The organism is Bacillus sp. PPSBB_2 (assembly GCF_045291115.1).
GTDB lineage: Bacteria > Bacillota > Bacilli > Bacillales > Bacillaceae_G > Bacillus_A > Bacillus_A cereus.
The window spans coordinates 4,067,962-4,089,757 of the sequence record NZ_CP147983.1 but is presented as its reverse complement, the minus strand read 5'-3'; the positions used below and the strand labels follow the sequence as shown (position 1 = coordinate 4,089,757).

The window sequence follows — 21,796 nt, the reverse complement described above, 5'->3', positions numbered from 1 at the left end:
TATGATTCAAAAAGCTAGTAAAGTGATGCAGCTGTAAATATTTTTTTGCATTTAATGGGAAATTTAATGTATATTAGCGAAAGTATATATGGTAGGTTTTGAAATCGTTATTTGGAAAATTTAAATCCATTCATTTTTAAATTCAGCATCACCTTATACAAAAAAGGAGAATTCTATGCCAGAAGGAAAAATTATAAAAGCTTTAAGTGGGTTTTATTACGTGCAGCATGAAGAAGGGGTTACGCAATGTCGTGGGCGAGGTGTATTTAGAAAAAATAAAATTACACCACTTGTAGGAGACCAAGTTGTTTTTCAGGCAGATAATCCAACTGAAGGTTATGTGCTTGAAGTGTTTGATCGAAAAAATGAACTTGTTAGACCTCCTATTGCTAATGTCGATCAAGCGATCCTTGTGTTCTCTGCAGTAGAACCAGATTTTAATCCTGGACTGTTAGATCGATTTTTAGTGCTGATTGAATATCATAACATTAAGCCAATTATTTGTATTAGCAAGATGGATTTAGTAGATGAAAAGATGAAAGCAACTGTTGAAGCATATGCGAATGATTATCGTGAGATGGGTTATGATGTTTTATTTACTTCTATTAATACGTCAGAAAGTATTGATATATTAAAACCATACTTAGAAAATTGTGTTTCTGTCGTTGCGGGTCAATCTGGTGTTGGGAAATCCTCAATGCTTAATGTGCTACGTCCAGAATTAGAGCTGAAAACAAATGATATTTCCTCCCATTTAGGACGCGGGAAGCATACAACAAGACACGTAGAATTAATTGCAATTGGGAGTGGACTAGTAGCAGATACACCGGGTTTTAGTTCACTAGATTTCATTGATATAGAAGTAGAAGATCTTACATATTGTTTTCCAGAGTTGAAAGAAGCGAGCCAATACTGTAAATTTAGAGGGTGTACACATCTTTCTGAACCGAAATGTGCTGTGAAAGCTGCGGTTGAAGAAGGGAAGATTACAGAATATCGCTATAAGAACTATAAACAATTCGTAGAAGAAATTAGAGAGAGAAAGCCGAGGTATTAGTTATGATTAAAATTGCACCATCGATTTTATCAGCAGATTTTTCAAAATTAGGGGAAGAGATTAAAGATGTAGAAAAGGGCGGAGCGGATTACATTCACGTTGACGTAATGGATGGACATTTCGTACCAAATATTACGATTGGACCATTAATTGTAGAAGCTATCCGTCCAATTACATCATTACCATTAGATGTACATTTAATGATTGAAAATCCTGACAACTATATCCCGACTTTCGCACAAGCGGGAGCGGATATTATTACTGTTCACGTAGAGGCGTGTCCACATCTACATCGTACAATTCAGTTAATTAAATCTCATGGTATTAAAGCGGGCGTTGTATTAAATCCACATACGCCAGTTTCAGTGATTGAGCATGTATTAGAAGATATAGATATGGTATTACTTATGACAGTAAACCCTGGATTTGGTGGACAGAAGTTTATCCATTCTGTATTACCGAAAATTAAACAAGTTGCAGAAATGGTGAAAGAGCGCAATCTAGAAGTAGAAATTGAAGTTGATGGTGGTGTAAATGCTGAAACAGCAAGGCTTTGTGTGGAAGCAGGAGCAAATGTACTTGTAGCTGGGTCAGCAGTATACAATCAAAAAGACCGCGGTGAAGCAATTCGCGTAATTCGTGGGTAGTGATGAACTTTTATCCTAGTAAGGTATTTATAGGATAGGGTAAAAATATGTAAAAAGGCAATCTACCGAATGGCAGATTGCCTTTTTACAATGGAAGGGGAAGAAAAAATGATTATTCATATTTTGGCAGGAGGACCTTCGGAATATTGCGCAGATTTTGCTCAATATGAGAATGAGGAAGTAGTGTGGGCAGCGGTTGATAGGGGAGTATACCGTCTATTAAAGAAAGGGATTACACCGGCTGTTGCGTTTGGAGATTACGATTCAGTTACTGAAGAAGAATTAGTATGGATGGGACAGCAAACGAACGAATTACATATTGTTCCGCGAGAAAAAGATCAAACGGATTTAGAAATTGCAATTAACTGGGCATTAGGACAGAAACCGGTACTAATTCGTATTTTTGGTGCTACCGGTGGCAGGCTTGATCACGGTTTGGCAAATATACAGATGCTTTTAAAAGGGTTAGAAGTAGAGATAGAAATGTGTATTGTGGACAATAAAAATGAAATAACAGTTAAAAAAGTGGGTACACATATAATTGAAGAAAATAAAAAATTTCCTTATGTATCTTTTGTACCAGTTACTGAAATAGTGGAAGGGATTACATTGTTTGGTTTTAAGTACCCGCTTACTAATAAAACAATAGAGTGGGGATCAACACTTTGTATTAGTAACGAACTCGTTAAGGAAAAAGGTACTTTTTCATTTACTTCTGGCATATTAATGTTGATAAGAAGCACTGATTGAAGAAACAATTTTGCTCCTTACATCATATAGTGACCAAGTGGAGTAATGGGGATTAGGAGGGAAACCATGAGATTTTATACAATTAAGTTACCTAAATTTCTTGGTGGAATTGTTCGTGCAATGTTAAATACCTTCAAAAAAGATTAAAAAAAGCACCTATCACCGGTGCTTTTTCCATTGTTATAGTAAAAAAAGAGCCGATAGGCTCTTTTTTTTATTATTAAACACGTTCGATTTTGCCAGATTTTAATGCTCTAGCAGAAACGTAAACACGTTGAACTTTTCCGTCGATGCGTACGCGAACTTTTTGAAGGTTAGCGCCCCACTTACGTTTTGTAGCGTTCATTGCGTGAGAACGAGAGTTACCAGAACGAGCTTTTCTTCCAGTAATAGCACAAACACGAGCCATTTATATTTCCCTCCCTTGATACCTTACCATACGTAATTTTTCAATGTTAGTCTTTTATGCGATGCTAAAAACACTACTATAATTTAACACAACTAAAAAGAGAATGCAACACCGTAGAAAAAAGAAATCAAGAAAATTTACTTGACACTATATGTCAATGAAGAAAAGTTGAAATCCATAAAAATTGCTTGACATATTATAGTGGTACATGTTGTATAATAACAATGGACTATTTTGCTCATCATAAAAAAGTGTAATTTAAAACATAAAATATGAGAGTGAAAAGAAAGAACGATGGAATTTTCTTTAAAAAGATTATATGATAGTAACTAAAGTAGTCTAGCTCACTTTCACCATTTATGAAGGGGGAAACGAGATGTCAATTGAAATTAAAACGAAGTACGGTCAAATTGATATTAGTACAGATGTAATTGCAACAATTGCTGGAGGTGCCGCGGTAGATTGCTACGGTATCGTAGGTATGGCATCAAAAAATCAGTTAAAAGATGGATTAACAGACATTTTACGAAAAGAAAACTTCACTAGAGGTGTTATTGTTCGTAAAGATGAAGATGAAGTACATATTGATATGTATATTATTGTGAGCTATGGTACGAAAATTTCAGAAGTGGCACATAATGTGCAGACGAAAGTGAAATATACATTAGATCAAACTGTAGGACTAGCAGTAGATTCTGTAAACATCTACGTACAAGGAGTTAAAGTAATAAACTTGTAATGTGCATTAAGGAGGAAAATCTGTGTCAATTCAAAAAATTGATGGAAAACGTTTATCACAAATGATCATGCAAGGAGCGAATAATTTAACAAATAATGTTCAGCTTGTTGATGCATTAAACGTATTTCCAGTTCCAGATGGCGATACCGGTACAAACATGAACTTATCTATGACTTCAGGTGCGCGTGAAGTGAAAGCAAATCCTTCACAGCATGCTGGTAAAGTCGGCGTAAGTTTAGCCAAAGGATTATTAATGGGAGCTCGTGGTAACTCTGGAGTTATTTTATCTCAGTTGTTCCGTGGTTTCTCTAAATCCATTGAACAAAAAGAAGAATTAACAACAGTTGATTTTGCTGCAGCACTAGAAGCTGGAGTAGAGGCGGCTTATAAAGCGGTTATGAAACCGATTGAAGGAACGATTTTAACGGTTGCAAGAGAAACGGGTAAATATGCAGTAACAGTTGCGAAAAAACAGCGCGACTTTGTTTTGTTTATGGAAGACGTTGTGAAAGAAGCAAACGCATCGTTAAATCGTACGCCAGATTTATTACCTGTATTAAAACAAGTTGGCGTTGTAGATAGCGGTGGTAAAGGTCTTGTAGTGGTATACGAAGGATTTTTAGCTGACTTAAAAGGAGAAACGATTTCTTCTGATGCACCGACGCAACCATCTATGAATGAAATGGTACGCGCAGAACATCACCGTAGTGTACAAAGCCAATTGAGTACAGAAGATATTAAGTATGGATATTGTACGGAGTTCATGGTGAAATTAGAGGCTGAAAAGGTGAAAGAGCATAATTTCTCTGAACAAAAATTCCGTGAAGATATTAGTGTATATGGTGATTCTCTACTAGTTGTGTCTGATGATGAAATTGTAAAGGTTCATATCCATGCAGAACATCCTGGAGACGCTATGAACTACGGGCAAAAATACGGTAGTTTAATTAAGATTAAAGTAGAAAATATGCGTGAACAGCATACTGCTTTGTTAGATGAACCTACTATGGTTCCTGAGCAACCAGCTCAATCGAAGGAAAAACAACCATATGGTATCGTAACTGTAGCTATGGGTTCTGGTATTAAAACTTTATTTGAGAGCATCGGCGCAACGAAAGTTATCGAAGGTGGTCAAACGATGAATCCAAGTACGGAGGATATCGTGAAGGCAATTGAAGAAGCAAATGCTGAAAAAATCATTATTTTACCGAATAACGGAAATATTGTAATGGCAGCAGAACAAGCGGCATCAGTTGTAGATCAAGAAGTTATTGTTGTTCGTTCGAAAACAGTTCCTCAAGGTATGGCAGCAATGTTAGCATTTAACCCAGTTGGAACGTTAGAAGAGAATGAAGAAAACATGCAAGAAGCTTTATCTCATGTGAAAACAGGTCAAATTACGTATGCTGTACGTGATACGGAAATTGATGGTGTAGCAATTCAAAAAGATGATTTCATGTGTATTGCAGATGGGAAAATTGTATCTACAAATGCTGAAAAAGTAGGAGCTGCGAAGCAATTACTAGAAGCGCTTATTGATGAAGATTCTGAAATCGTAACGATTCTACAAGGGGAAGATGCAACTGACGAAGAAGTAGCGGAGTTAGTTGAATTTGTAGAAGAGAAATTTGAAGATGCAGAAGTAGAAGTACATGCTGGAAACCAACCAGTGTATTCTTTCATCTTCTCTGTAGAATAAGATAAGATTCGTTTTGAAAATAAATGGATTACTTACTTGCTAATGAATAAGAAGTAGTAATATGAAGTTTATTACTAGTTTTTATTCAAAAGGCTAGCATATTGAAGAGAGAAAAGAGCCTTGCTGCTAATAGTGAGGCTCTTTTTTACTTGTTTTATATAAGGGATTTGAGTAGTTTCTCTTAGAATGCCTATGATAGAATATATAAGGTGAAAGAGAGCGATTACAGATGCTAATTGGTACTCAAACAAAATGCAATAAAGAAAATAATGTGACGGGGTGTGAGAATCTTGAATGATGTTGTACAAGTTCCTGTTACGGATGTAAAGGGGATCGGAGGAGAAACATCTGAGTTACTACATGAGATGGGTATTTATACAGTTTCTCATCTATTAGAACATTTTCCGTACCGTTATGAAGATTATGCGATGAAAGATCTTGCTGAAGTAAAGCATGATGAACGTGTAACGGTTGAAGGGAAGGTTCATAGTGCTCCTTTGCTGCAATATTATGGTAAGAAGAAATCGCGTTTAACAGTTCGTGTTCTCGTCGGTCGTTATTTAATTACGGCGGTATGTTTTAATAGGCCTTACTATAAGCAAAAATTAAAGTTAGATGAAACGATAACGATTACTGGTAAATGGGATCAACATCGTCAAACAATTGCTGTATCAGAACTTCATTTTGGACCGGTTGTACGTCAACAAGAAGTGGAACCTGTTTATTCAGTAAAGGGGAAACTTACAGTAAAACAGATGCGTCGTTTTATTGCTCAAGCGTTAAAGGAATATGGAGATTCTATAGTCGAAGTGTTACCGGATGGTTTGTTAGGGCGATATAAATTATTACCAAGATATGAAGCGCTCAGGGCATTGCATTTTCCGGTAGGACAGGAAGATTTGAAGCAAGCGCGTCGCCGTTTTGTATATGAAGAATTTTTCTTATTTCAGCTGAAAATGCAAACGCTCCGGAAAATGGAGAGGGAAAATTCAAAAGGGACGAAGAAAGAGATTCCGTCAGTAGAATTACAAGAATTTATCGATGCACTGCCGTTTCCATTAACGGGTGCGCAGCGCCGAGTTGTAGATGAAATTTTGAAAGATATGACATCTCCTTATCGGATGAACCGACTATTGCAAGGTGACGTTGGTTCTGGGAAAACAGTTGTTGCTGCGATTGGCCTTTATGCATCGAAATTAGCCCATTATCAAGGTGCTTTAATGGTTCCTACAGAAATTTTAGCTGAGCAACATTATCAGTCGCTTGCTGAAACGTTTTCGCATTTTGGTATGAAGGTGGAACTGTTAACAAGTTCTGTTAAAGGGGCGAGACGTCGAGAAATTTTAGCGAAGTTAGAACAAGGAGAAATAGATATTCTTGTTGGAACGCATGCCTTAATTCAAGATGAAGTTATATTTCATAGGTTGGGTCTCGTTATTACAGATGAACAGCATCGATTTGGTGTAGCGCAGCGCCGAGTTTTACGGGAGAAAGGTGAAAGTCCAGATGTATTATTTATGACAGCGACACCAATTCCGCGTACGCTTGCAATTACTGCATTTGGAGAGATGGATGTTTCGATAATCGATGAGATGCCAGCAGGTAGAAAGGTGATTGAAACATACTGGGCAAAACATGATATGTTAGATCGCGTTCTCGGTTTCGTTGAAAAGGAGATAAAAAAAGGAAGACAGGCATACGTTATTTGTCCTTTAATTGAAGAATCTGAGAAACTTGATGTGCAAAATGCTATCGACTTACATAGTATGCTGACGCATCATTACCAAGGGAAATGCCAAGTTGGATTGATGCATGGGAGATTATCGTCTCAGGAAAAAGAAGAGATAATGGGACAGTTTAGTGAAAATAAAGTACAAATTCTTGTATCGACAACAGTTGTTGAAGTAGGTGTGAACGTACCGAATGCGACTGTAATGGTTATTTATGATGCAGAACGTTTCGGTTTATCGCAGCTTCATCAGCTTAGAGGGCGTGTCGGCCGTGGTAGTGAACAATCATATTGTTTATTAATAGCAGACCCTAAATCAGAAACAGGGAAAGAAAGAATGCGCATAATGACTGAAACAAATGATGGATTTGTATTGTCAGAAAAAGATTTAGAATTACGAGGTCCTGGAGATTTCTTTGGGAGTAAGCAAAGTGGCTTACCAGAATTTAAGGTTGCTGACATGGTACATGATTATCGAGCGTTAGAAACAGCAAGGCAAGATGCGGCGATACTAGTAGATTCAGAAGCGTTTTGGCATAATGATCAGTATGCTGCCTTGCGTACGTATCTTGATGGGACAGGTGTTTTCCAAGGAGAGAAGCTCGATTAAAGGGAGTCAACAAAAGTTTTTGTTGCATTCTACTTTTAATGATTATATACTACTGTTAGTACCTAGTCATAAAAATGGATGGTGCGGTATGAAAAAAAGAAGAAGTAAAAAAGAAAGACAAGAGTTATTACAACAAACAATCGAATCAAATCCTTTTATTACGGATGAAGATTTAGCGGAAAAATTTCAAGTGAGTATACAAACAGTACGACTTGATCGTATGGAATTGTCTATTCCTGAATTAAGAGAGAGAATTAAACATGTAGCTACAAAGCAACATGAAGAAGATGTGAAATCTTTACCGTTAGAAGAGGTTGTTGGAGAAATTATTGATATTGAATTAGATAGACATGCAATCTCTATCTTTGAAGTAAAGATAGAACATGTATTTAAAAGAAATCAAATTGCTCGTGGGCATCATCTGTTTGCGCAAGCAAACTCACTAGCTGTTGCGGTTATTGATGAAGAATTAGCTTTAACTGCAAAGTCTACCATTCGATACATTCGCCCTGTAAAATTAGGAGAGCGTGTTGTTGCAAAAGCGCGCGTTGAAGATGTAGAGAATGATAAGGGACGGACGGTTGTCAAAGTGCGTAGCTTCGTTGGAGAAGAACTTGTTTTTACAGGCACTTTTGAAATGTATCGATCTAGTAATTATAGTGAGGAAGGTAACAACTTATGAAAATCGCAATAGATGCAATGGGCGGAGATCACGCTCCAAAGGCTGTAGTATTAGGGGCAATGAAAGCTATTAAGGAATATTCTGATTTACATATTACGTTAGTAGGGAAAGAAGAGGAAATTCGTCAATACTTAACGAGTGATGAACGAATTACTATTCTTCATACAGACGAAAAAATAGAATCAACGGAGGAACCAGTAAGAGCGGTTCGTCGAAAAAAACAAGCTTCAATGGTGCTTGCGGCACAACAAGTAAAGGATGGAGAAGCAGACGCTTGTATATCCGCAGGTAGTACGGGAGCTTTAATGGCAGCTGGATTATTTGTAGTCGGTCGTATGGAAGGAATTGAGCGACCAGCTTTATCGCCTACAATGCCAACTGTAGATGGAAAAGGTTTTGTTATGTTAGATGTTGGAGCAAATGTTGATGCAAAACCAATTCATTTATATCAATATGCAGTAATGGGATCTGTTTATGCTGAGAAGGTAAGAGGAATTGAAAATCCTCGCGTTGGACTATTAAACGTTGGAACAGAGGATGGAAAAGGAAACGAGCTTTCAAAGCAAGTATTTGCAATGCTTAAAGATGCGCCAATTAATTTCGTTGGGAACGTTGAATCAAGAGATTTATTGCAAGGTGTAGCAGATGTTGTTGTATGTGATGGTTTTACAGGGAATGTAGCGTTGAAATCATTAGAGGGAACAGCACTTGCGCTATTCTCTATGTTGAAAGAACAGTTAATGAGTTCATTTACGAGCAAATTAGCAGCGGCGGTATTAAAGCCAAAACTTATGGTATTAAAAGATAAAATGGATTATTCGGAGTATGGAGGAGCTGCATTATTTGGATTAAAAGCACCTGTCATTAAGGCTCATGGTTCTTCTAATGACCAGTCGATATTTAGTGCGATTCGTCAAACGAGAGAAATGGTAGCGAAAGAAGTAATTCCTACGATTTCAAGCGTAATGGAGAAAGAGTCACTCCAATAAGAGGAGGATTTGAAATGGGAAAAATAGCATTTCTTTTTCCGGGCCAAGGTTCACAGGCAGTTGGAATGGGTAAACAATTAGCAGAGAATAATAAAGAGGTTGCAAAAGTGTTTGCAAAAGCAGATGAGGTGTTGGAAGATTCACTTTCAGAAGTGATTTTTGAAGGACCGCAGGAAAAGCTTACATTAACAACAAATGCGCAGCCTGCATTATTAACAACGAGTTTTGCTATTTTGACAGCTTTGAAAGAGTATGACATTACACCTGACTTTGTCGCTGGTCATAGTTTAGGTGAATATAGTGCTCTTGTAGCAGCTGGTGCATTAACTTTTGAAGATGCTGTATATGCTGTAAGGAAACGTGGCGAATATATGGAAGAAGCTGTTCCGGGCGGGGAAGGCGCAATGGCAGCTATATTAGGTGCTGACCCACATATGCTGAAACAAGTTACAGAAGAAGTAACAAGTGAAGGATATGCAGTGCAAATCGCTAATATGAATAGTACGAAGCAAATTGTGATTTCTGGAACGAAGCAAGGCGTAGAGGTTGCTTCTCAAAGAGCGAAAGAAAATGGTGCAAAGAGAGCGATTCCACTAAAAGTAAGTGGGCCATTCCATTCTTCACTTATGAAGCCGGCAGCTGAGAAGTTCCAAAGTGTTTTAAATGAAATTACAATTCATGACACGAATATTCCTGTTATTGCAAATGTTACGGCGGAAGTTATTACACGTGGTGCAGACATTCAAGAAAAGTTAATCGAACAGCTTTATTCGCCTGTATTATGGTACCCGTCTATTGAATATATGGTGAACCAGGGAGTAGATACATTTATTGAAATTGGACCTGGAAAAGTACTTGCTGGACTTATGAAGTCAATTGATTCATCAGTAAAAGCATATGCGATATACGATGAAGAGACATTAAAAGATACCATTTCAAATTTGAGAGGAGAAAACTGATGTTAAAAGGGAAGGTAGCATTAGTAACTGGCGCTTCACGTGGAATTGGTCGCGCGATTGCGATTGATTTAGCGAAACAAGGGGCAAATGTAGTAGTAAATTATGCTGGTAATGAACAAAAAGCAAATGAAGTAGTAGATGAAATTAAAAAATTAGGTTCTGATGCAATTGCGGTAAGAGCAGATGTTGCAAATGCTGATGATGTTACAAATATGGTGAAACAAACAGTAGATACATTTGGACAAGTTGATATTCTTGTAAATAATGCTGGTGTAACGAAAGATAATTTATTAATGCGTATGAAAGAAGAAGAATGGGATACAGTTATTAATACAAACTTAAAAGGTGTATTCTTATGTACAAAAGCAGTATCTCGTTATATGATGCGTCAACGTCACGGTAGAATTATAAACATCGCTTCGGTTGTTGGTGTTATAGGAAACCCAGGACAAGCTAACTATGTTGCTGCTAAAGCGGGTGTTATTGGATTAACAAAAACATCTGCAAAAGAGTTAGCAAGTCGAAATATTACAGTGAATGCAATTGCGCCGGGCTTTATTGCGACTGATATGACGGATGTACTAGATGAGAATATTAAAGCCGAAATGTTAAAAGTTATTCCAGCTGCTCAATTTGGTGAAGCGAAAGATATCGCGAATGCTGTAACGTTTTTTGCTTCTGATCAAAGCAAATATGTTACAGGTCAAACGTTAAATGTTGATGGCGGTATGGTAATGTAATAAAAGAATCGATTTCACCTAGTTTTTTTGGTCAATATTTAATATAATATTTGAGGGGAGGTGAATGGAATGGCAGATGTTTTAGAGCGCGTAACAAAAATCATCGTTGATCGTTTAGGAGTAGAAGAGACTGAGGTAGTACCAGCTGCAAGCTTCAAGGAAGATTTAGGAGCAGACTCCCTAGATGTAGTAGAACTTGTAATGCAATTAGAAGATGAATTCGAAATGGAAATTTCTGATGAAGATGCTGAAAAGATTGCTACTGTTGGCGATGCTGTGACTTACATAGAGAGTCATCTATAATGCTTAAGTGAAGTCCCGTTTTTTAGCGGGGCTTTCTGGCTTATATCTGGAGGGACCTATGCCGTACCGAAAATATAGAGAAAAAAAATACGAAACAAAATATCGTGAAGCATTTAAAGTGTTTCAAGAAAAGATAGGTATTACGTTTACAGATGAAAAATTATTGATTCAAGCATTTACGCATTCATCGTATGTGAATGAGCATCGAAAAAAACCGCATGAAGATAATGAGCGTCTTGAATTTCTTGGAGATGCAGTATTGGAACTGACTGTATCGCAGTATCTGTTTCAAAAATATCCGACAATGAGCGAAGGAGAGTTAACAAAACTACGTGCAGCTATTGTATGTGAGCCATCTCTTGTTCGTTTTGCGAACGAATTGTCATTTGGTAGCCTTGTTTTATTAGGAAAAGGTGAAGAAATGACAGGTGGACGTGAACGACCAGCTTTATTAGCGGATGTCTTTGAAGCGTTTATTGGTGCCCTTTATCTTGATCAAGGGCTAGAAACAGTTTGGGAATTCTTAAAAGAAATTGTATATCCGAAAATTAATGAGGGTGCTTTTTCTCATGTGATGGATTATAAGAGTCAGTTGCAAGAATTGATTCAGCGTGATGGCAGTGGCAATGTTGAGTATCAAATTTTGCAAGAAAAAGGACCAGCTCACAATCGAGAATTTGTGTCACGTGTTACGTTAAATAACGTAGCTTTAGGTCTTGGTAGTGGTAAGTCGAAAAAAGAAGCAGAGCAACAAGCTGCTGCAGAAGCATTGAAAAAATTAAAAGAACAACTATAAGGAATCCCCCTTTGAATGAGGGGGATTCCTTGTGCATAGAATGAAACTTTCTTTTTGTTTATAATGAAAAAGAAGGTAAATCCGTATAATACTTGTTTTTGTATAGAGAACATTTATAACGACGGAGAATAGGAGGAAGGCCTTTCGTGTTTTTAAAAAGATTAGAAATAGCAGGGTTTAAGTCTTTTGCTGAGCGTGTATCTGTTGATTTTGTCCCAGGTGTAACTTCTGTAGTAGGACCTAATGGAAGCGGGAAAAGTAATATTACTGATGCAATTCGCTGGGTACTTGGTGAACAATCTGCAAAATCATTACGTGGTGCAAAGATGGAGGATATTATTTTTGCAGGCAGTGATACGAGGAGAGCGGTTAATGTTGCTGAAGTAACAATAACTTTAAATAATGAAGATCAACGTTTACCAATTGAATACAATGAGGTGTGTGTAACACGTCGTGTATCTCGTTCAGGTGATAGTGATTTTTATATTAATAAACAATCATGTAGATTGAAAGATATTATCGATTTATTTATGGACTCTGGTATGGGAAGAGAAGCTTTTTCAATTATTAGCCAGGGGAAAGTGGAAGAGATTTTAAGTAGTAAGTCAGAAGAGCGTCGAGGTGTATTTGAAGAAGCGGCAGGCGTACTAAAATACAAACTTCGCAAAAAGAAAGCTGAAGGGAAATTAGCAGAAACACAAGAAAACTTAAATCGTGTACAAGATATAATTCATGAATTAAGTAGTCAAGTAGAACCTTTAGAAAGACAAGCTTCTATTGCGAAAGATTATCTTGAGAATAAAGAAGAATTAGAGAAAGTAGAAGCCGCGCTTATTGTCCATGAAATTGAAGAATTGCACGAGAAATGGGAAGCGCTTCGAAATCAGTTTGGGCATAATAAAAACGAAGAAGCTAAAATGTCAACGAATTTACAAAAAAGTGAAGAAGAGCTTGAGGAATTACGAGGACAATTACAAGCGGTAGATGAGTCTGTAGACTCGTTGCAAGAAGTACTTCTTCTTTCTAGTAAAGAGCTAGAAAAACTTGAAGGGCAGCGTGAGTTGTTAAAAGAGAGAAAGCAAAATGCTACGACGCATTGTGCGCAACTTGAGCAGTTAATTGTTGAATTAACAGAGAAAGCTAAAAGTTACGATGGTGAGATTGAGTCAAGTACAGAAGCTTTAATGCAATTTGTGAATGAAGTAAAAGAGTTGGAGCAAAAATTGCATGATAATGAGCAACTGCTTGCTACTTTTGCTGACAATTTAGAGGAACAGATTGAGAATTTAAAAGGTGACTATATTGAGCTTTTAAATCAACAAGCTAGTCATCGTAATGAATTATCTATGATTGAAGAACAATCTAAACAGCAAACGTCTAAAAACGAGCGTCTAGATGAAGAGAATGCGAAATATGTAGAAATGCGTATGGAAATTACAGCGAAAAAGACGAAACTTGTAGAAAGTTACGAACAAGCGAAAGAAAAAGTAGCTGGCATTCTCTCAAACATACAGAAGACAGAGGCGGCGCTTGGGAAATGTAAGACGCAGTATAGTGAAAATGAAACAAAACTGTATCAAGCATATCAATTTGTGCAACAGGCACGTTCTCGAAAAGAAATGCTTGAAGAGATGCAAGAAGATTATTCTGGATTCTATCAAGGTGTACGTGAAGTATTGAAAGCTAGAGAAAATAGGTTGCAAGGTATCGAGGGTGCTGTTGCGGAACTGTTAACGGTACCGAAAGAATACGAAGTTGCAATGGAAATTGCTCTAGGTGCAGCGATGCAGCACATTGTTGTACAAACAGAGGAGCATGCTCGTAATGCGATAGCATTTTTAAAGCAAAATAAACATGGACGTGCAACGTTTTTACCGCAAGCTGTTATTAAAAGCAGGTCTTTATCATTTGAGCAATTACGCATTGCAAATCAACACCCATCGTTTGTAGGTGTGGCGGCAGAACTTGTGCAGTACAACAATAAATATGAAAATGTAGTTTCAAATTTATTAGGTACGGTTATTGTTGCGAAAGATTTACGCGGAGCAAATGAGTTGGCGAAACAACTGCAATACCGTTATCGCATTGTAACAATCGAAGGTGATGTAGTGAATCCTGGCGGTTCTATGACTGGTGGGGCGGTAAAGCAAGCGAAATCTTCTTTATTAGGACGCCAACGTGAACTGGAAGAGTGGACTCGCAAGTTAACTGATATGGAAGAAAAAACAATGAAGTTAGAAAACTTTGTTAAAGCAGTAAAACAAGAGATTCAAGAAAAAGAAGTGAAAATACGCGAACTAAGGCAAACTGTAGAAGTAGATCGTGTAGATGAGCAGAAATTAAGAGAAGAGATTAATCGTCTAGAATTAGAAGAACATCGTATTAATGATCGATTGTCTATTTATGATTTAGAGATTGAAGGGTTTTTACAAGATCGAGTAAAAATGCAAGGGCGTAAAGAGGAGTTAGAAGGGATTTTAACGAATCTTCAAGCTGATATCACTAAGTTAGATAGTAAAATTGTAGCTTTAACAAAACAAAAAAGTGAGCAACATTCTTTGAAAGAAAAAGTTCAAAAAGAAATGACGGAGTTAAAAGTTTTGGTAGCTGAAAAGCAACAACGCTTATTTAATCAAAAAGAAAAAGTTGAACGATTGACGAAGGAAAAAGAAGAAACGGATGCGACACTTGTAAAAACGAAAGAGGATTTAGCGTTCTTAAAACAAGAAATGACATCTAATTCAAGTGGTGAAGAGCAAATTACGAATATGATTGAGAAGAAAGCATATGATCGTAATCAAACTTCAGAATTAATTCGCTCTCGTCGTGAACAACGTGTATCGTTGCAAGAGAGGGTAGAACATTTAGAGCGCAATTTGAAAGAAACGACAGGTAAACATAAATATATTCTTGAAATGTTGAAAGATCAAGAAGTGAGAATAAATCGACTTGATGTAGAGTTGGAAAATAGATTACAACATTTACGTGAAACATATACGATTTCATTTGAAGCGGCAAAACTAAAATATACAATGACAATGCCTGCAGAAGATGCGCGTAAGAAAGTAAAATTAATCAAATTATCTATAGAAGAGTTAGGTACAGTGAACCTAGGGGCAATTGATGAATATGAACGTGTAGCGGAGCGTCATACATTCTTACTAGAGCAGAGAGACGACCTAGAAGAAGCGAAAGCGACATTGCACCAGCTTATTACCGAAATGGATGAAGAAATGAAAAAACGCTTTTCTACTACGTTTGAAGGCATTAGAATGGAGTTTCAATCGGTATTCTCTGAATTATTTGGAGGCGGTAGAGCGGATTTAGTAATGACTAATCCAGAGGATTTACTAAATACGGGTATTGATATTGTAGCACAACCGCCAGGGAAGAAACTGCAGAACTTAGGTTTACTTTCAGGTGGAGAGCGTGCTTTAACAGCAATTGCGCTTTTATTTGGTATTTTAAAAGTACGCCCAGTACCATTCTGTGTACTAGATGAGGTAGAGGCAGCCCTTGATGAGGCGAATGTAGCTCGTTTTGCACAGTATTTAAAGAAATTCAGTAATGAGACGCAGTTTATTGTAATTACACATAGAAAAGGTACAATGGAAGAGTCTGATGTGTTGTACGGTGTAACAATGCAAGAATCAGGGGTATCTAAACTTGTTTCGGTTCGTTTAGACGCCGGAGAAGAACTTGTTGCAAGTGAATAGGAAGGATGGGAAAGTATGAGTTTTTTTAAAAAACTAAAAGAAAAAATTTCAAAACAAACGGATACAGTTACAGAGAAATTTAAACAAGGATTAGAAAAAACGAGAAATTCATTTGCGGATAAAGTGAATGATTTAGTGTATCGTTACCGTAAAGTGGACGAAGATTTTTTCGAAGAGTTAGAAGAAATCTTAATCGGTGCAGACGTTGGCGTTGCGACGGTAATGGAATTAATTGACCAATTGAAAGAAGAAGTACAACGTCGTAACATTCAAGATCCAAAAGAAGTACAAGCTGTTATTTCAGAAAAACTAGTAGGAATTTACAAAGGCGACAGCGATTTTAGTAACGAAATTAATATGCAAGAGGACCAATTAACGGTTGTTTTATTTGTTGGTGTTAATGGTGTAGGAAAAACGACGACAATTGGTAAACTGGCGCATAAGTTTAAATCAGAAGGTAAGTCAGTCCTATTAGCGGCAGGAGACACATTCCGTGCTGGAGCGATTGAACAATTAGAAGTATGGGGCGATCGCGTTGGTGTAGAAGTGATTAAACAAGGATCTGGATCTGATCCAGCGGCGGTTATGTATGACGCTGTACAAGCTGCGAAAGCACGTAAGGTAGATGTATTACTATGTGACACAGCAGGACGCTTGCAAAATAAAGTAAATTTAATGAAAGAATTAGAGAAGGTGAAGCGTGTAATTGAGCGTGAAGTACCAGGTGCTCCTCATGAAGTATTACTTGTTATTGATGCAACAACAGGACAAAACGGTTTAAGCCAAGCGAAAACATTCCGTGAAGCAACGAATGTAACTGGTATTGTTTTAACGAAGTTAGATGGAACTGCTAAAGGTGGTATTGTATTAGCGATTCGTAACGAAATGGATGTACCAGTGAAGTTTGTTGGATTAGGAGAGCAAATGGATGACTTGCAACAGTTTGATCCAGAACAATATGTGTATGGTTTATTTGCGAACTTAGTAGAAACAGAAGAAGTATAAGTGAAAGGAGCGGTATTTCCGCTTCTTTTTCTATAAAAAATATATGATGTTAAGAAAAAAACTTGACACTCTTTTGGACTACATGTAAACTAATTCATGTAAAGGGAAATCACTTAACAAAGGATGATCCAACATGCTCGAAAAAACAACGAGAATGAACTATTTATTTGATTTTTATCAATCGTTGTTAACGCAAAAACAAAGAAGTTATATGTCGCTTTATTATCTAGATGATTTATCTCTTGGTGAAATTGCGGAAGAATTTGATGTAAGTCGCCAAGCCGTGTATGATAACATTAAACGGACTGAAGCGATGCTTGAAGAATATGAAGAAAAATTAGTATTACTTCAAAAGTTTCAAGAGCGACAGCGACTTGTTGCAAAGCTAAAACAGCTAATCAGCGAAGAAGAGCATGTGAATGAAGAAATGAAACAAGTTGTTGAAGCTATCGAAAAATTAGATTAGGAGGGCGGCAATATGGCATTTGAAGGATTAGCCGACCGACTTCAACAGACAATGCAAAAAATCCGCGGCAAAGGAAAAGTTTCTGAAGCCGATGTGAAAGAAATGATGAGAGAAGTTCGTCTAGCTCTTTTAGAAGCAGATGTTAACTTTAAAGTAGTAAAAGATTTTGTGAAGCGTGTGTCTGAACGTGCTGTCGGACAAGATGTAATGAAAAGTTTGACACCTGGACAACAAGTAATTAAAGTTGTACAGGAAGAACTTACAGAACTTATGGGCGGAGAGCAAAGCAAAATTGCTGTTGCTAATAAGCCACCGACTGTTATTATGATGGTTGGTCTGCAAGGTGCGGGTAAAACAACGACGACAGGTAAGCTTGCGAATTTGCTTCGTAAAAAGCATAACCGTAAACCGATGCTTGTTGCAGCGGATATTTACCGTCCAGCAGCGATTAAACAGCTTGAAACATTAGGGAAGCAATTGGACATGCCTGTATTCTCTTTAGGAGATCAAGTAAGTCCTGTTGAAATTGCGAAACAAGCGATTTCAAAAGCAAAAGAAGATCATCACGATTATGTTTTAATCGATACAGCGGGTCGCCTGCATATTGATGAAGAACTAATGGATGAATTAGCGAAAGTTAAAGAAGTTGCGAAACCGGATGAAATTTTCCTTGTTGTCGATGCGATGACGGGACAAGACGCGGTAAATGTTGCACAAAGTTTCCATGAACAGTTAGGTTTAACAGGTGTTGTATTAACGAAGTTAGATGGTGATACGCGCGGTGGTGCTGCATTATCTATTAAGGCTGTAACAAACACGCCGATTAAATTTGCTGGTATGGGTGAAAAACTAGATGCAATTGAAGCGTTCCATCCAGAGCGTATGGCATCCCGTATTTTAGGGATGGGCGATGTCTTAACATTGATTGAAAAAGCGCAAGCTACAGTTGATGAAGAGAAAGCGAAAGAACTTGAGCAAAAAATGCGTACGCTTTCGTTTACGCTTGACGATTTCCTAGAACAACTTGGACAAGTGCGTCAACTTGGGCCGCTTGATGAATTGTTAGGAATGCTTCCTGGTGCAAATAAAATTAAAGGGCTGAAAAATGCACAAGTTGATGAAAAACAAATTGGGCATATTGAGGCAATTATTCGTTCTATGACTAAATTAGAACGAGAACAACCGGAAATAATCAATGCTAGTCGCAAAAAGCGCATTGCCAAAGGTAGCGGTACAACTGTACAAGAAATCAATCGTCTAATTAAACAATTCGATGACATGAAAAAAATGATGAAGACGATGACGGGAATGCAAAAAGGTAAGAAAAAAGGACTAGGTGGATTGAAGTTTCCATTCATGTAAGGAAAAAAAGATGGCTCTGTTAAGAAAAAATACTTTACAAAGCAATAGTCTTTTTGCTAATATAATTATCTGTGTGAAATAAATTCGGAGGTGCTTTATAAATGGCAGTTAAAATTCGTTTAAAACGTATGGGAGCTAAAAAAACTCCTTTCTATCGTGTAGTTGTTGCAGATTCTCGTTCTCCTCGTGACGGACGTTTCATTGAGGAAATCGGAACTTACAATCCAGTTGCTCAACCAGCTGAAGTTAAGATCAACGAAGAAGCAGCATTAAAATGGTTAGGAAATGGTGCTAAACCATCTGATACAGTTCGTAACTTATTCTCTAACCAAGGTATCATGGAGAAATTCCACTTATCTAAACAAGGTAAGTAATTGAGGCAATGACTATGAAGAAGTTAGTCGAGACGATTGTCAAGCCTCTTGTCGATTATCCTGAAGATGTAAAAGTTACACAGGAACTTTGCAACGGAGAGATAAAGTATCGATTAACTGTACATCCTGAGGATGTTGGAAAAGTCATTGGAAAGCAAGGGAGAGTTGCGAAAGCGATTCGAATGCTCTTGTATTCAGTGGGACATCATAATGATGAAAAAGTAACACTGGAAATTCAATAAACGTAAAAAAGGGCGAGGAGTTATTCCTCTCCCTTTTTTAACATTTAAATAGAGAGTGCATGTTCCATCTGTGAAATGGAGATGCTTAATTTATATAGAAACCAGGGGTGACATACTATTTATGACAAAATGGTTTAACGTAGGGAAGATTGTAAATACTCATGGCGTAAGAGGGGAAATCCGTGTTATTTCTCGTACTGATTTTCCAGAAGAGCGATATAAAGTAGGAAACACGTTATACATATCGAATGAGAAAGGCACAGACTACCTTCCGGTGAAGGTAACTTCTCATCGCCAACATAAGACATTCGATTTATTAACATTTGAAGGATATAACAATGTAGATGAAGTAGAGAAGTTTAAAGGTTCTTTAATAAAAGTACCAGAAGAGCAGTTAGGTGAACTTGCTGAAGGTGAATACTACTATCATGAAATTATTGGTTGCAGTGTTGTAACGGAAGAAGGAGAAGCGCTAGGGACAATCAAAGAGATTCTATCTCCTGGTGCAAATGATGTTTGGGTAATTAAACGCCCGAAGGGTCAAGATCTCTTAATTCCTTATATCGATGACGTTGTACTTCAAGTTAATATTGAAAATAAATTAGTAACCATTCATGTAATGGAAGGGCTGCTATAATGAAAATTGATATTTTAACGTTGTTCCCAGACATGTTTACCGGTGTATTTGGATCTTCTATATTAAAGAAGGCGCAAGAAAAAGAAGCGGTAAACCTTCGTGTTGTTAACTTTCGTGATTATACAACAAGTAAGCATAATAGCGTAGACGATTATCCTTACGGCGGAGGAGCTGGTATGGTCCTTACTCCTCAGCCTATTTTTGATGCTGTAGAAGATTTGACGAAAGAGACAGAGCGTAAGCCTAGAGTTGTCTTAATGTGTCCGCAGGGCGAAAGATTTACGCAGAAGAAAGCGGAAGAGCTTGCAGGGGAAGAACATTTGATCTTCGTATGTGGGCATTATGAAGGGTATGACGAACGAATTCGTGAGCATCTCGTAACGGATGAGATTTCTATTGGTGACTATGTATTAACGGGCGGAGAATTAGCCTCTATGGTTATTACTGATAGTGTTGTACGTCTCTTGCCAGGTGTGCTAGGAAATCATGCTTCACAAGTAGAGGATTCGTTTAGTACAGGTTTATTAGAGCATCCTCATTATACACGTCCAGCTGATTTTCGTGGTATGAAGGTACCGGATGTATTAATGTCAGGGAATCATAAAAACATTGATGAATGGCGACATAAGGAATCTTTGCGTCGAACGTATACGCGTAGACCTGATTTGTTAGATGAGAGAGAGTTATCTAAACAAGAGAAAAAATGGCTTGAGGAAATAAAGCGAGAGCAGTAATAACTTCATATATTTGCTATTGCAACAGGCCTAGTAATATGCTATTATAACATTTGTGCTACTGAAATCAGTAGCCATATTAACGATGTTCCGCTGTAATTTATTAAGACTTTATAAGAGCATCTGTTTAAAGGAGAGAATTTAATATGCAACAATTAATCGCAGAAATTACAAAAGGCCAATTAAAAACTGACCTTCCTTCATTCCGTCCTGGTGACACTTTACGTGTACACGTAAAAGTTGTTGAGGGAACTCGTGAAAGAATTCAGCTTTTCGAAGGTGTTGTAATTAAACGTCGTGGTGGCGGAATCAGTGAAACATTCACAGTTCGTAAGATTTCTTACGGTGTAGGTGTTGAGCGTACATTCCCAGTTCACACGCCAAGAATCGCGAAAATCGAAGTACTTCGCCGTGGTAAAGTACGTCGTGCTAAGTTATACTACTTACGTAACCTTCGCGGTAAAAAAGCACGTATTAAAGAAATTCGATAAGACATGTATGGGAGCTTGTAAATGCACAAGCTCCCTTTTTCCAATCTATATGAAATTTTGGTATAATACGAGCAGTTTACATAACCGTGGAGGGGAAATGCATGAAAAAAGAGAAGAGTTCACTTTGGGAATGGATTAAAGCAATTTTGATTGCTGTTGTATTAGCTGGTGTTATTAGACAGTTTTTCTTTGCGCCAATTCTCGTAGACGGGGTATCGATGGCACCTACTTTACATGATCGTGATCGAATGATTGTGAATAAAATTGGTTATCACATTGGAGATCCAAAACGCTTTGATATTATCGTATTTCGAGCAACAGAAGATAAAGATTACATTAAGCGCATTATAGGCCTGCCAGGCGATGAAATAGAGTATCGTAATGATAAACTGTATGTTAACGGAAAGGCTTATGAGGAGCCGTATTTAGACAAGCAGAAAAAGCAAATTGCTGATGGACCGCTTACATATGATTTTAATCTTGAAGAAATGACAGGCAAGAAAACCGTTCCAAAAGATCAATTATTTGTTTTAGGTGATAATCGTCGTTTTAGTAAAGATAGCCGTTCAATCGGTACGATTTCAATGGATCAAGTAATTGGTAAAGCTAATATGTTATATTGGCCGTTAGAAGACGCACGTATTGTGAAATAAATGAAAA

The 21,796-nt window shown here is 37.4% G+C and carries 24 protein-coding genes; 23 read left to right on the top strand and 1 reads right to left on the bottom strand.

Going from position 1 to position 21,796, the window contains the following annotated elements:
- The first annotated feature begins 175 nt into the window (after positions 1-175).
- The 4 genes from rsgA to spoVM all read left to right on the top strand — a co-directional run bounded on the left by rsgA (position 176) and on the right by spoVM (position 2,601).
- Positions 176-1,057: a ribosome small subunit-dependent GTPase A gene (rsgA, locus tag V6946_RS20340; RefSeq protein WP_001113932.1), complete on the top strand. Its 882-nt coding sequence runs from the start codon at positions 176-178 to the stop codon at positions 1,055-1,057.
- A 2-nt stretch (positions 1,058-1,059) separates the two neighbouring features.
- A complete protein-coding gene (gene rpe, locus V6946_RS20335) occupies positions 1,060-1,704 on the top strand; it encodes a ribulose-phosphate 3-epimerase (RefSeq protein ID WP_006928335.1) in 645 nt (214 codons plus the stop codon).
- A 69-nt stretch (positions 1,705-1,773) separates the two neighbouring features.
- Positions 1,774-2,454, top strand: a complete 681-nt coding sequence (locus tag V6946_RS20330) for a thiamine diphosphokinase (RefSeq protein ID WP_033692901.1) — start codon at positions 1,774-1,776, stop codon at positions 2,452-2,454.
- A 66-nt stretch (positions 2,455-2,520) separates the two neighbouring features.
- Positions 2,521-2,601, top strand: coding sequence for a stage V sporulation protein SpoVM (gene spoVM / locus V6946_RS20325; protein WP_001213599.1), 81 nt, complete (start codon positions 2,521-2,523; stop codon positions 2,599-2,601).
- 73 nt (positions 2,602-2,674) lie between these two features.
- Here the strand turns inward: spoVM and rpmB are convergent, their stop codons facing one another.
- Entirely contained in the window at positions 2,675-2,863 is a 189-nt protein-coding gene (gene rpmB / locus V6946_RS20320; RefSeq protein WP_000124776.1) for a 50S ribosomal protein L28, read from the bottom strand.
- A gap of 376 nt (positions 2,864-3,239) precedes the next feature.
- Between rpmB and V6946_RS20315 the strand changes: the two genes are divergently transcribed.
- The 19 genes from V6946_RS20315 (at position 3,240) to lepB (ending at position 21,789) form a co-directional block, all read left to right on the top strand.
- The gene (locus tag V6946_RS20315) at positions 3,240-3,602 is read left to right on the top strand and encodes an Asp23/Gls24 family envelope stress response protein (RefSeq protein ID WP_000021109.1); all 363 of its coding nucleotides are present in this window, start codon (positions 3,240-3,242) and stop codon (positions 3,600-3,602) included.
- A 22-nt stretch (positions 3,603-3,624) separates the two neighbouring features.
- Positions 3,625-5,301 (top strand): DAK2 domain-containing protein, encoded by a 1,677-nt coding sequence (locus V6946_RS20310; protein WP_000027129.1) that lies wholly within the window; start codon positions 3,625-3,627, stop codon positions 5,299-5,301.
- A 290-nt stretch (positions 5,302-5,591) separates the two neighbouring features.
- The gene (recG, locus tag V6946_RS20305) at positions 5,592-7,640 is read left to right on the top strand and encodes an ATP-dependent DNA helicase RecG (RefSeq protein WP_006928337.1); all 2,049 of its coding nucleotides are present in this window, start codon (positions 5,592-5,594) and stop codon (positions 7,638-7,640) included.
- 88 nt (positions 7,641-7,728) lie between these two features.
- Positions 7,729-8,322: a transcription factor FapR gene (gene fapR / locus V6946_RS20300; protein WP_000747348.1), complete on the top strand. Its 594-nt coding sequence runs from the start codon at positions 7,729-7,731 to the stop codon at positions 8,320-8,322.
- Positions 8,319-9,311: a phosphate acyltransferase PlsX gene (gene plsX / locus V6946_RS20295; protein ID WP_000684100.1), complete on the top strand. Its 993-nt coding sequence runs from the start codon at positions 8,319-8,321 to the stop codon at positions 9,309-9,311. Before fapR ends, plsX begins: the two co-directional genes overlap by 4 nt.
- Before the next feature lie 14 nt (positions 9,312-9,325).
- Entirely contained in the window at positions 9,326-10,270 is a 945-nt protein-coding gene (fabD, locus tag V6946_RS20290) for an ACP S-malonyltransferase (protein ID WP_000515899.1), read from the top strand.
- Positions 10,270-11,010, top strand: a complete 741-nt coding sequence (gene fabG, locus V6946_RS20285; protein ID WP_000911773.1) for a 3-oxoacyl-[acyl-carrier-protein] reductase — start codon at positions 10,270-10,272, stop codon at positions 11,008-11,010. Before fabD ends, fabG begins: the two co-directional genes overlap by 1 nt.
- Positions 11,011-11,079: 69 nt before the next feature.
- Entirely contained in the window at positions 11,080-11,313 is a 234-nt protein-coding gene (acpP, locus tag V6946_RS20280; RefSeq protein WP_000786062.1) for an acyl carrier protein, read from the top strand.
- A 58-nt stretch (positions 11,314-11,371) separates the two neighbouring features.
- Positions 11,372-12,109, top strand: a complete 738-nt coding sequence (gene rncS, locus V6946_RS20275) for a ribonuclease III (protein ID WP_001146875.1) — start codon at positions 11,372-11,374, stop codon at positions 12,107-12,109.
- A 146-nt stretch (positions 12,110-12,255) separates the two neighbouring features.
- Positions 12,256-15,825, top strand: coding sequence for a chromosome segregation protein SMC (smc, locus tag V6946_RS20270; protein ID WP_006928340.1), 3,570 nt, complete (start codon positions 12,256-12,258; stop codon positions 15,823-15,825).
- Positions 15,826-15,840: 15 nt separating this feature from the next.
- Positions 15,841-16,830, top strand: coding sequence for a signal recognition particle-docking protein FtsY (ftsY, locus tag V6946_RS20265; protein WP_000007655.1), 990 nt, complete (start codon positions 15,841-15,843; stop codon positions 16,828-16,830).
- A gap of 133 nt (positions 16,831-16,963) precedes the next feature.
- The gene (locus V6946_RS20260; protein WP_000891062.1) at positions 16,964-17,296 is read left to right on the top strand and encodes a putative DNA-binding protein; all 333 of its coding nucleotides are present in this window, start codon (positions 16,964-16,966) and stop codon (positions 17,294-17,296) included.
- A 12-nt stretch (positions 17,297-17,308) separates the two neighbouring features.
- Positions 17,309-18,658 carry a signal recognition particle protein gene (gene ffh / locus V6946_RS20255; RefSeq protein ID WP_075717459.1) on the top strand — a complete coding sequence of 450 codons (1,350 nt, stop codon included), beginning with the start codon at positions 17,309-17,311 and terminating at the stop codon, positions 18,656-18,658.
- Positions 18,659-18,759: 101 nt separating this feature from the next.
- Positions 18,760-19,032: a 30S ribosomal protein S16 gene (rpsP, locus tag V6946_RS20250; RefSeq protein WP_000268750.1), complete on the top strand. Its 273-nt coding sequence runs from the start codon at positions 18,760-18,762 to the stop codon at positions 19,030-19,032.
- Positions 19,033-19,046: 14 nt separating this feature from the next.
- Positions 19,047-19,274, top strand: a complete 228-nt coding sequence (locus V6946_RS20245) for a KH domain-containing protein (RefSeq protein WP_000737401.1) — start codon at positions 19,047-19,049, stop codon at positions 19,272-19,274.
- A 121-nt stretch (positions 19,275-19,395) separates the two neighbouring features.
- Positions 19,396-19,911 carry a ribosome maturation factor RimM gene (gene rimM, locus V6946_RS20240; RefSeq protein ID WP_000170278.1) on the top strand — a complete coding sequence of 172 codons (516 nt, stop codon included), beginning with the start codon at positions 19,396-19,398 and terminating at the stop codon, positions 19,909-19,911.
- A complete protein-coding gene (gene trmD / locus V6946_RS20235) occupies positions 19,911-20,645 on the top strand; it encodes a tRNA (guanosine(37)-N1)-methyltransferase TrmD (protein WP_000686903.1) in 735 nt (244 codons plus the stop codon). The genes rimM and trmD overlap by 1 nt, the downstream gene beginning before the upstream one ends.
- Positions 20,646-20,791: 146 nt before the next feature.
- Complete coding sequence (gene rplS / locus V6946_RS20230; protein WP_001186516.1) at positions 20,792-21,136, top strand: 50S ribosomal protein L19; 345 nt, start codon at positions 20,792-20,794, stop codon at positions 21,134-21,136.
- 101 nt (positions 21,137-21,237) lie between these two features.
- Positions 21,238-21,789, top strand: coding sequence for a signal peptidase I (gene lepB / locus V6946_RS20225; protein ID WP_000711853.1), 552 nt, complete (start codon positions 21,238-21,240; stop codon positions 21,787-21,789).
- Positions 21,790-21,796: the final 7 nt, after the last annotated feature.

Coding starts and splice junctions, on each gene's coding strand:
- rsgA (WP_001113932.1), top strand. CDS start 176: ATGCCAGAAGGAAAAATTATAAAAGCTTTAAGTGGGTTTTATTACGTG.
- rpe (WP_006928335.1), top strand. CDS start 1,060: ATGATTAAAATTGCACCATCGATTTTATCAGCAGATTTTTCAAAATTA.
- V6946_RS20330 (WP_033692901.1), top strand. CDS start 1,774: ATGGCAGATTGCCTTTTTACAATGGAAGGGGAAGAAAAAATGATTATT.
- spoVM (WP_001213599.1), top strand. CDS start 2,521: ATGAGATTTTATACAATTAAGTTACCTAAATTTCTTGGTGGAATTGTT.
- rpmB (WP_000124776.1), bottom strand. CDS start 2,863: ATGGCTCGTGTTTGTGCTATTACTGGAAGAAAAGCTCGTTCTGGTAAC.
- V6946_RS20315 (WP_000021109.1), top strand. CDS start 3,240: ATGTCAATTGAAATTAAAACGAAGTACGGTCAAATTGATATTAGTACA.
- fapR (WP_000747348.1), top strand. CDS start 7,729: ATGAAAAAAAGAAGAAGTAAAAAAGAAAGACAAGAGTTATTACAACAA.
- plsX (WP_000684100.1), top strand. CDS start 8,319: ATGAAAATCGCAATAGATGCAATGGGCGGAGATCACGCTCCAAAGGCT.
- fabD (WP_000515899.1), top strand. CDS start 9,326: ATGGGAAAAATAGCATTTCTTTTTCCGGGCCAAGGTTCACAGGCAGTT.
- fabG (WP_000911773.1), top strand. CDS start 10,270: ATGTTAAAAGGGAAGGTAGCATTAGTAACTGGCGCTTCACGTGGAATT.
- acpP (WP_000786062.1), top strand. CDS start 11,080: ATGGCAGATGTTTTAGAGCGCGTAACAAAAATCATCGTTGATCGTTTA.
- rncS (WP_001146875.1), top strand. CDS start 11,372: ATGCCGTACCGAAAATATAGAGAAAAAAAATACGAAACAAAATATCGT.
- ftsY (WP_000007655.1), top strand. CDS start 15,841: ATGAGTTTTTTTAAAAAACTAAAAGAAAAAATTTCAAAACAAACGGAT.
- V6946_RS20260 (WP_000891062.1), top strand. CDS start 16,964: ATGCTCGAAAAAACAACGAGAATGAACTATTTATTTGATTTTTATCAA.
- ffh (WP_075717459.1), top strand. CDS start 17,309: ATGGCATTTGAAGGATTAGCCGACCGACTTCAACAGACAATGCAAAAA.
- rpsP (WP_000268750.1), top strand. CDS start 18,760: ATGGCAGTTAAAATTCGTTTAAAACGTATGGGAGCTAAAAAAACTCCT.
- V6946_RS20245 (WP_000737401.1), top strand. CDS start 19,047: ATGAAGAAGTTAGTCGAGACGATTGTCAAGCCTCTTGTCGATTATCCT.
- rimM (WP_000170278.1), top strand. CDS start 19,396: ATGACAAAATGGTTTAACGTAGGGAAGATTGTAAATACTCATGGCGTA.
- trmD (WP_000686903.1), top strand. CDS start 19,911: ATGAAAATTGATATTTTAACGTTGTTCCCAGACATGTTTACCGGTGTA.
- rplS (WP_001186516.1), top strand. CDS start 20,792: ATGCAACAATTAATCGCAGAAATTACAAAAGGCCAATTAAAAACTGAC.
- lepB (WP_000711853.1), top strand. CDS start 21,238: ATGAAAAAAGAGAAGAGTTCACTTTGGGAATGGATTAAAGCAATTTTG.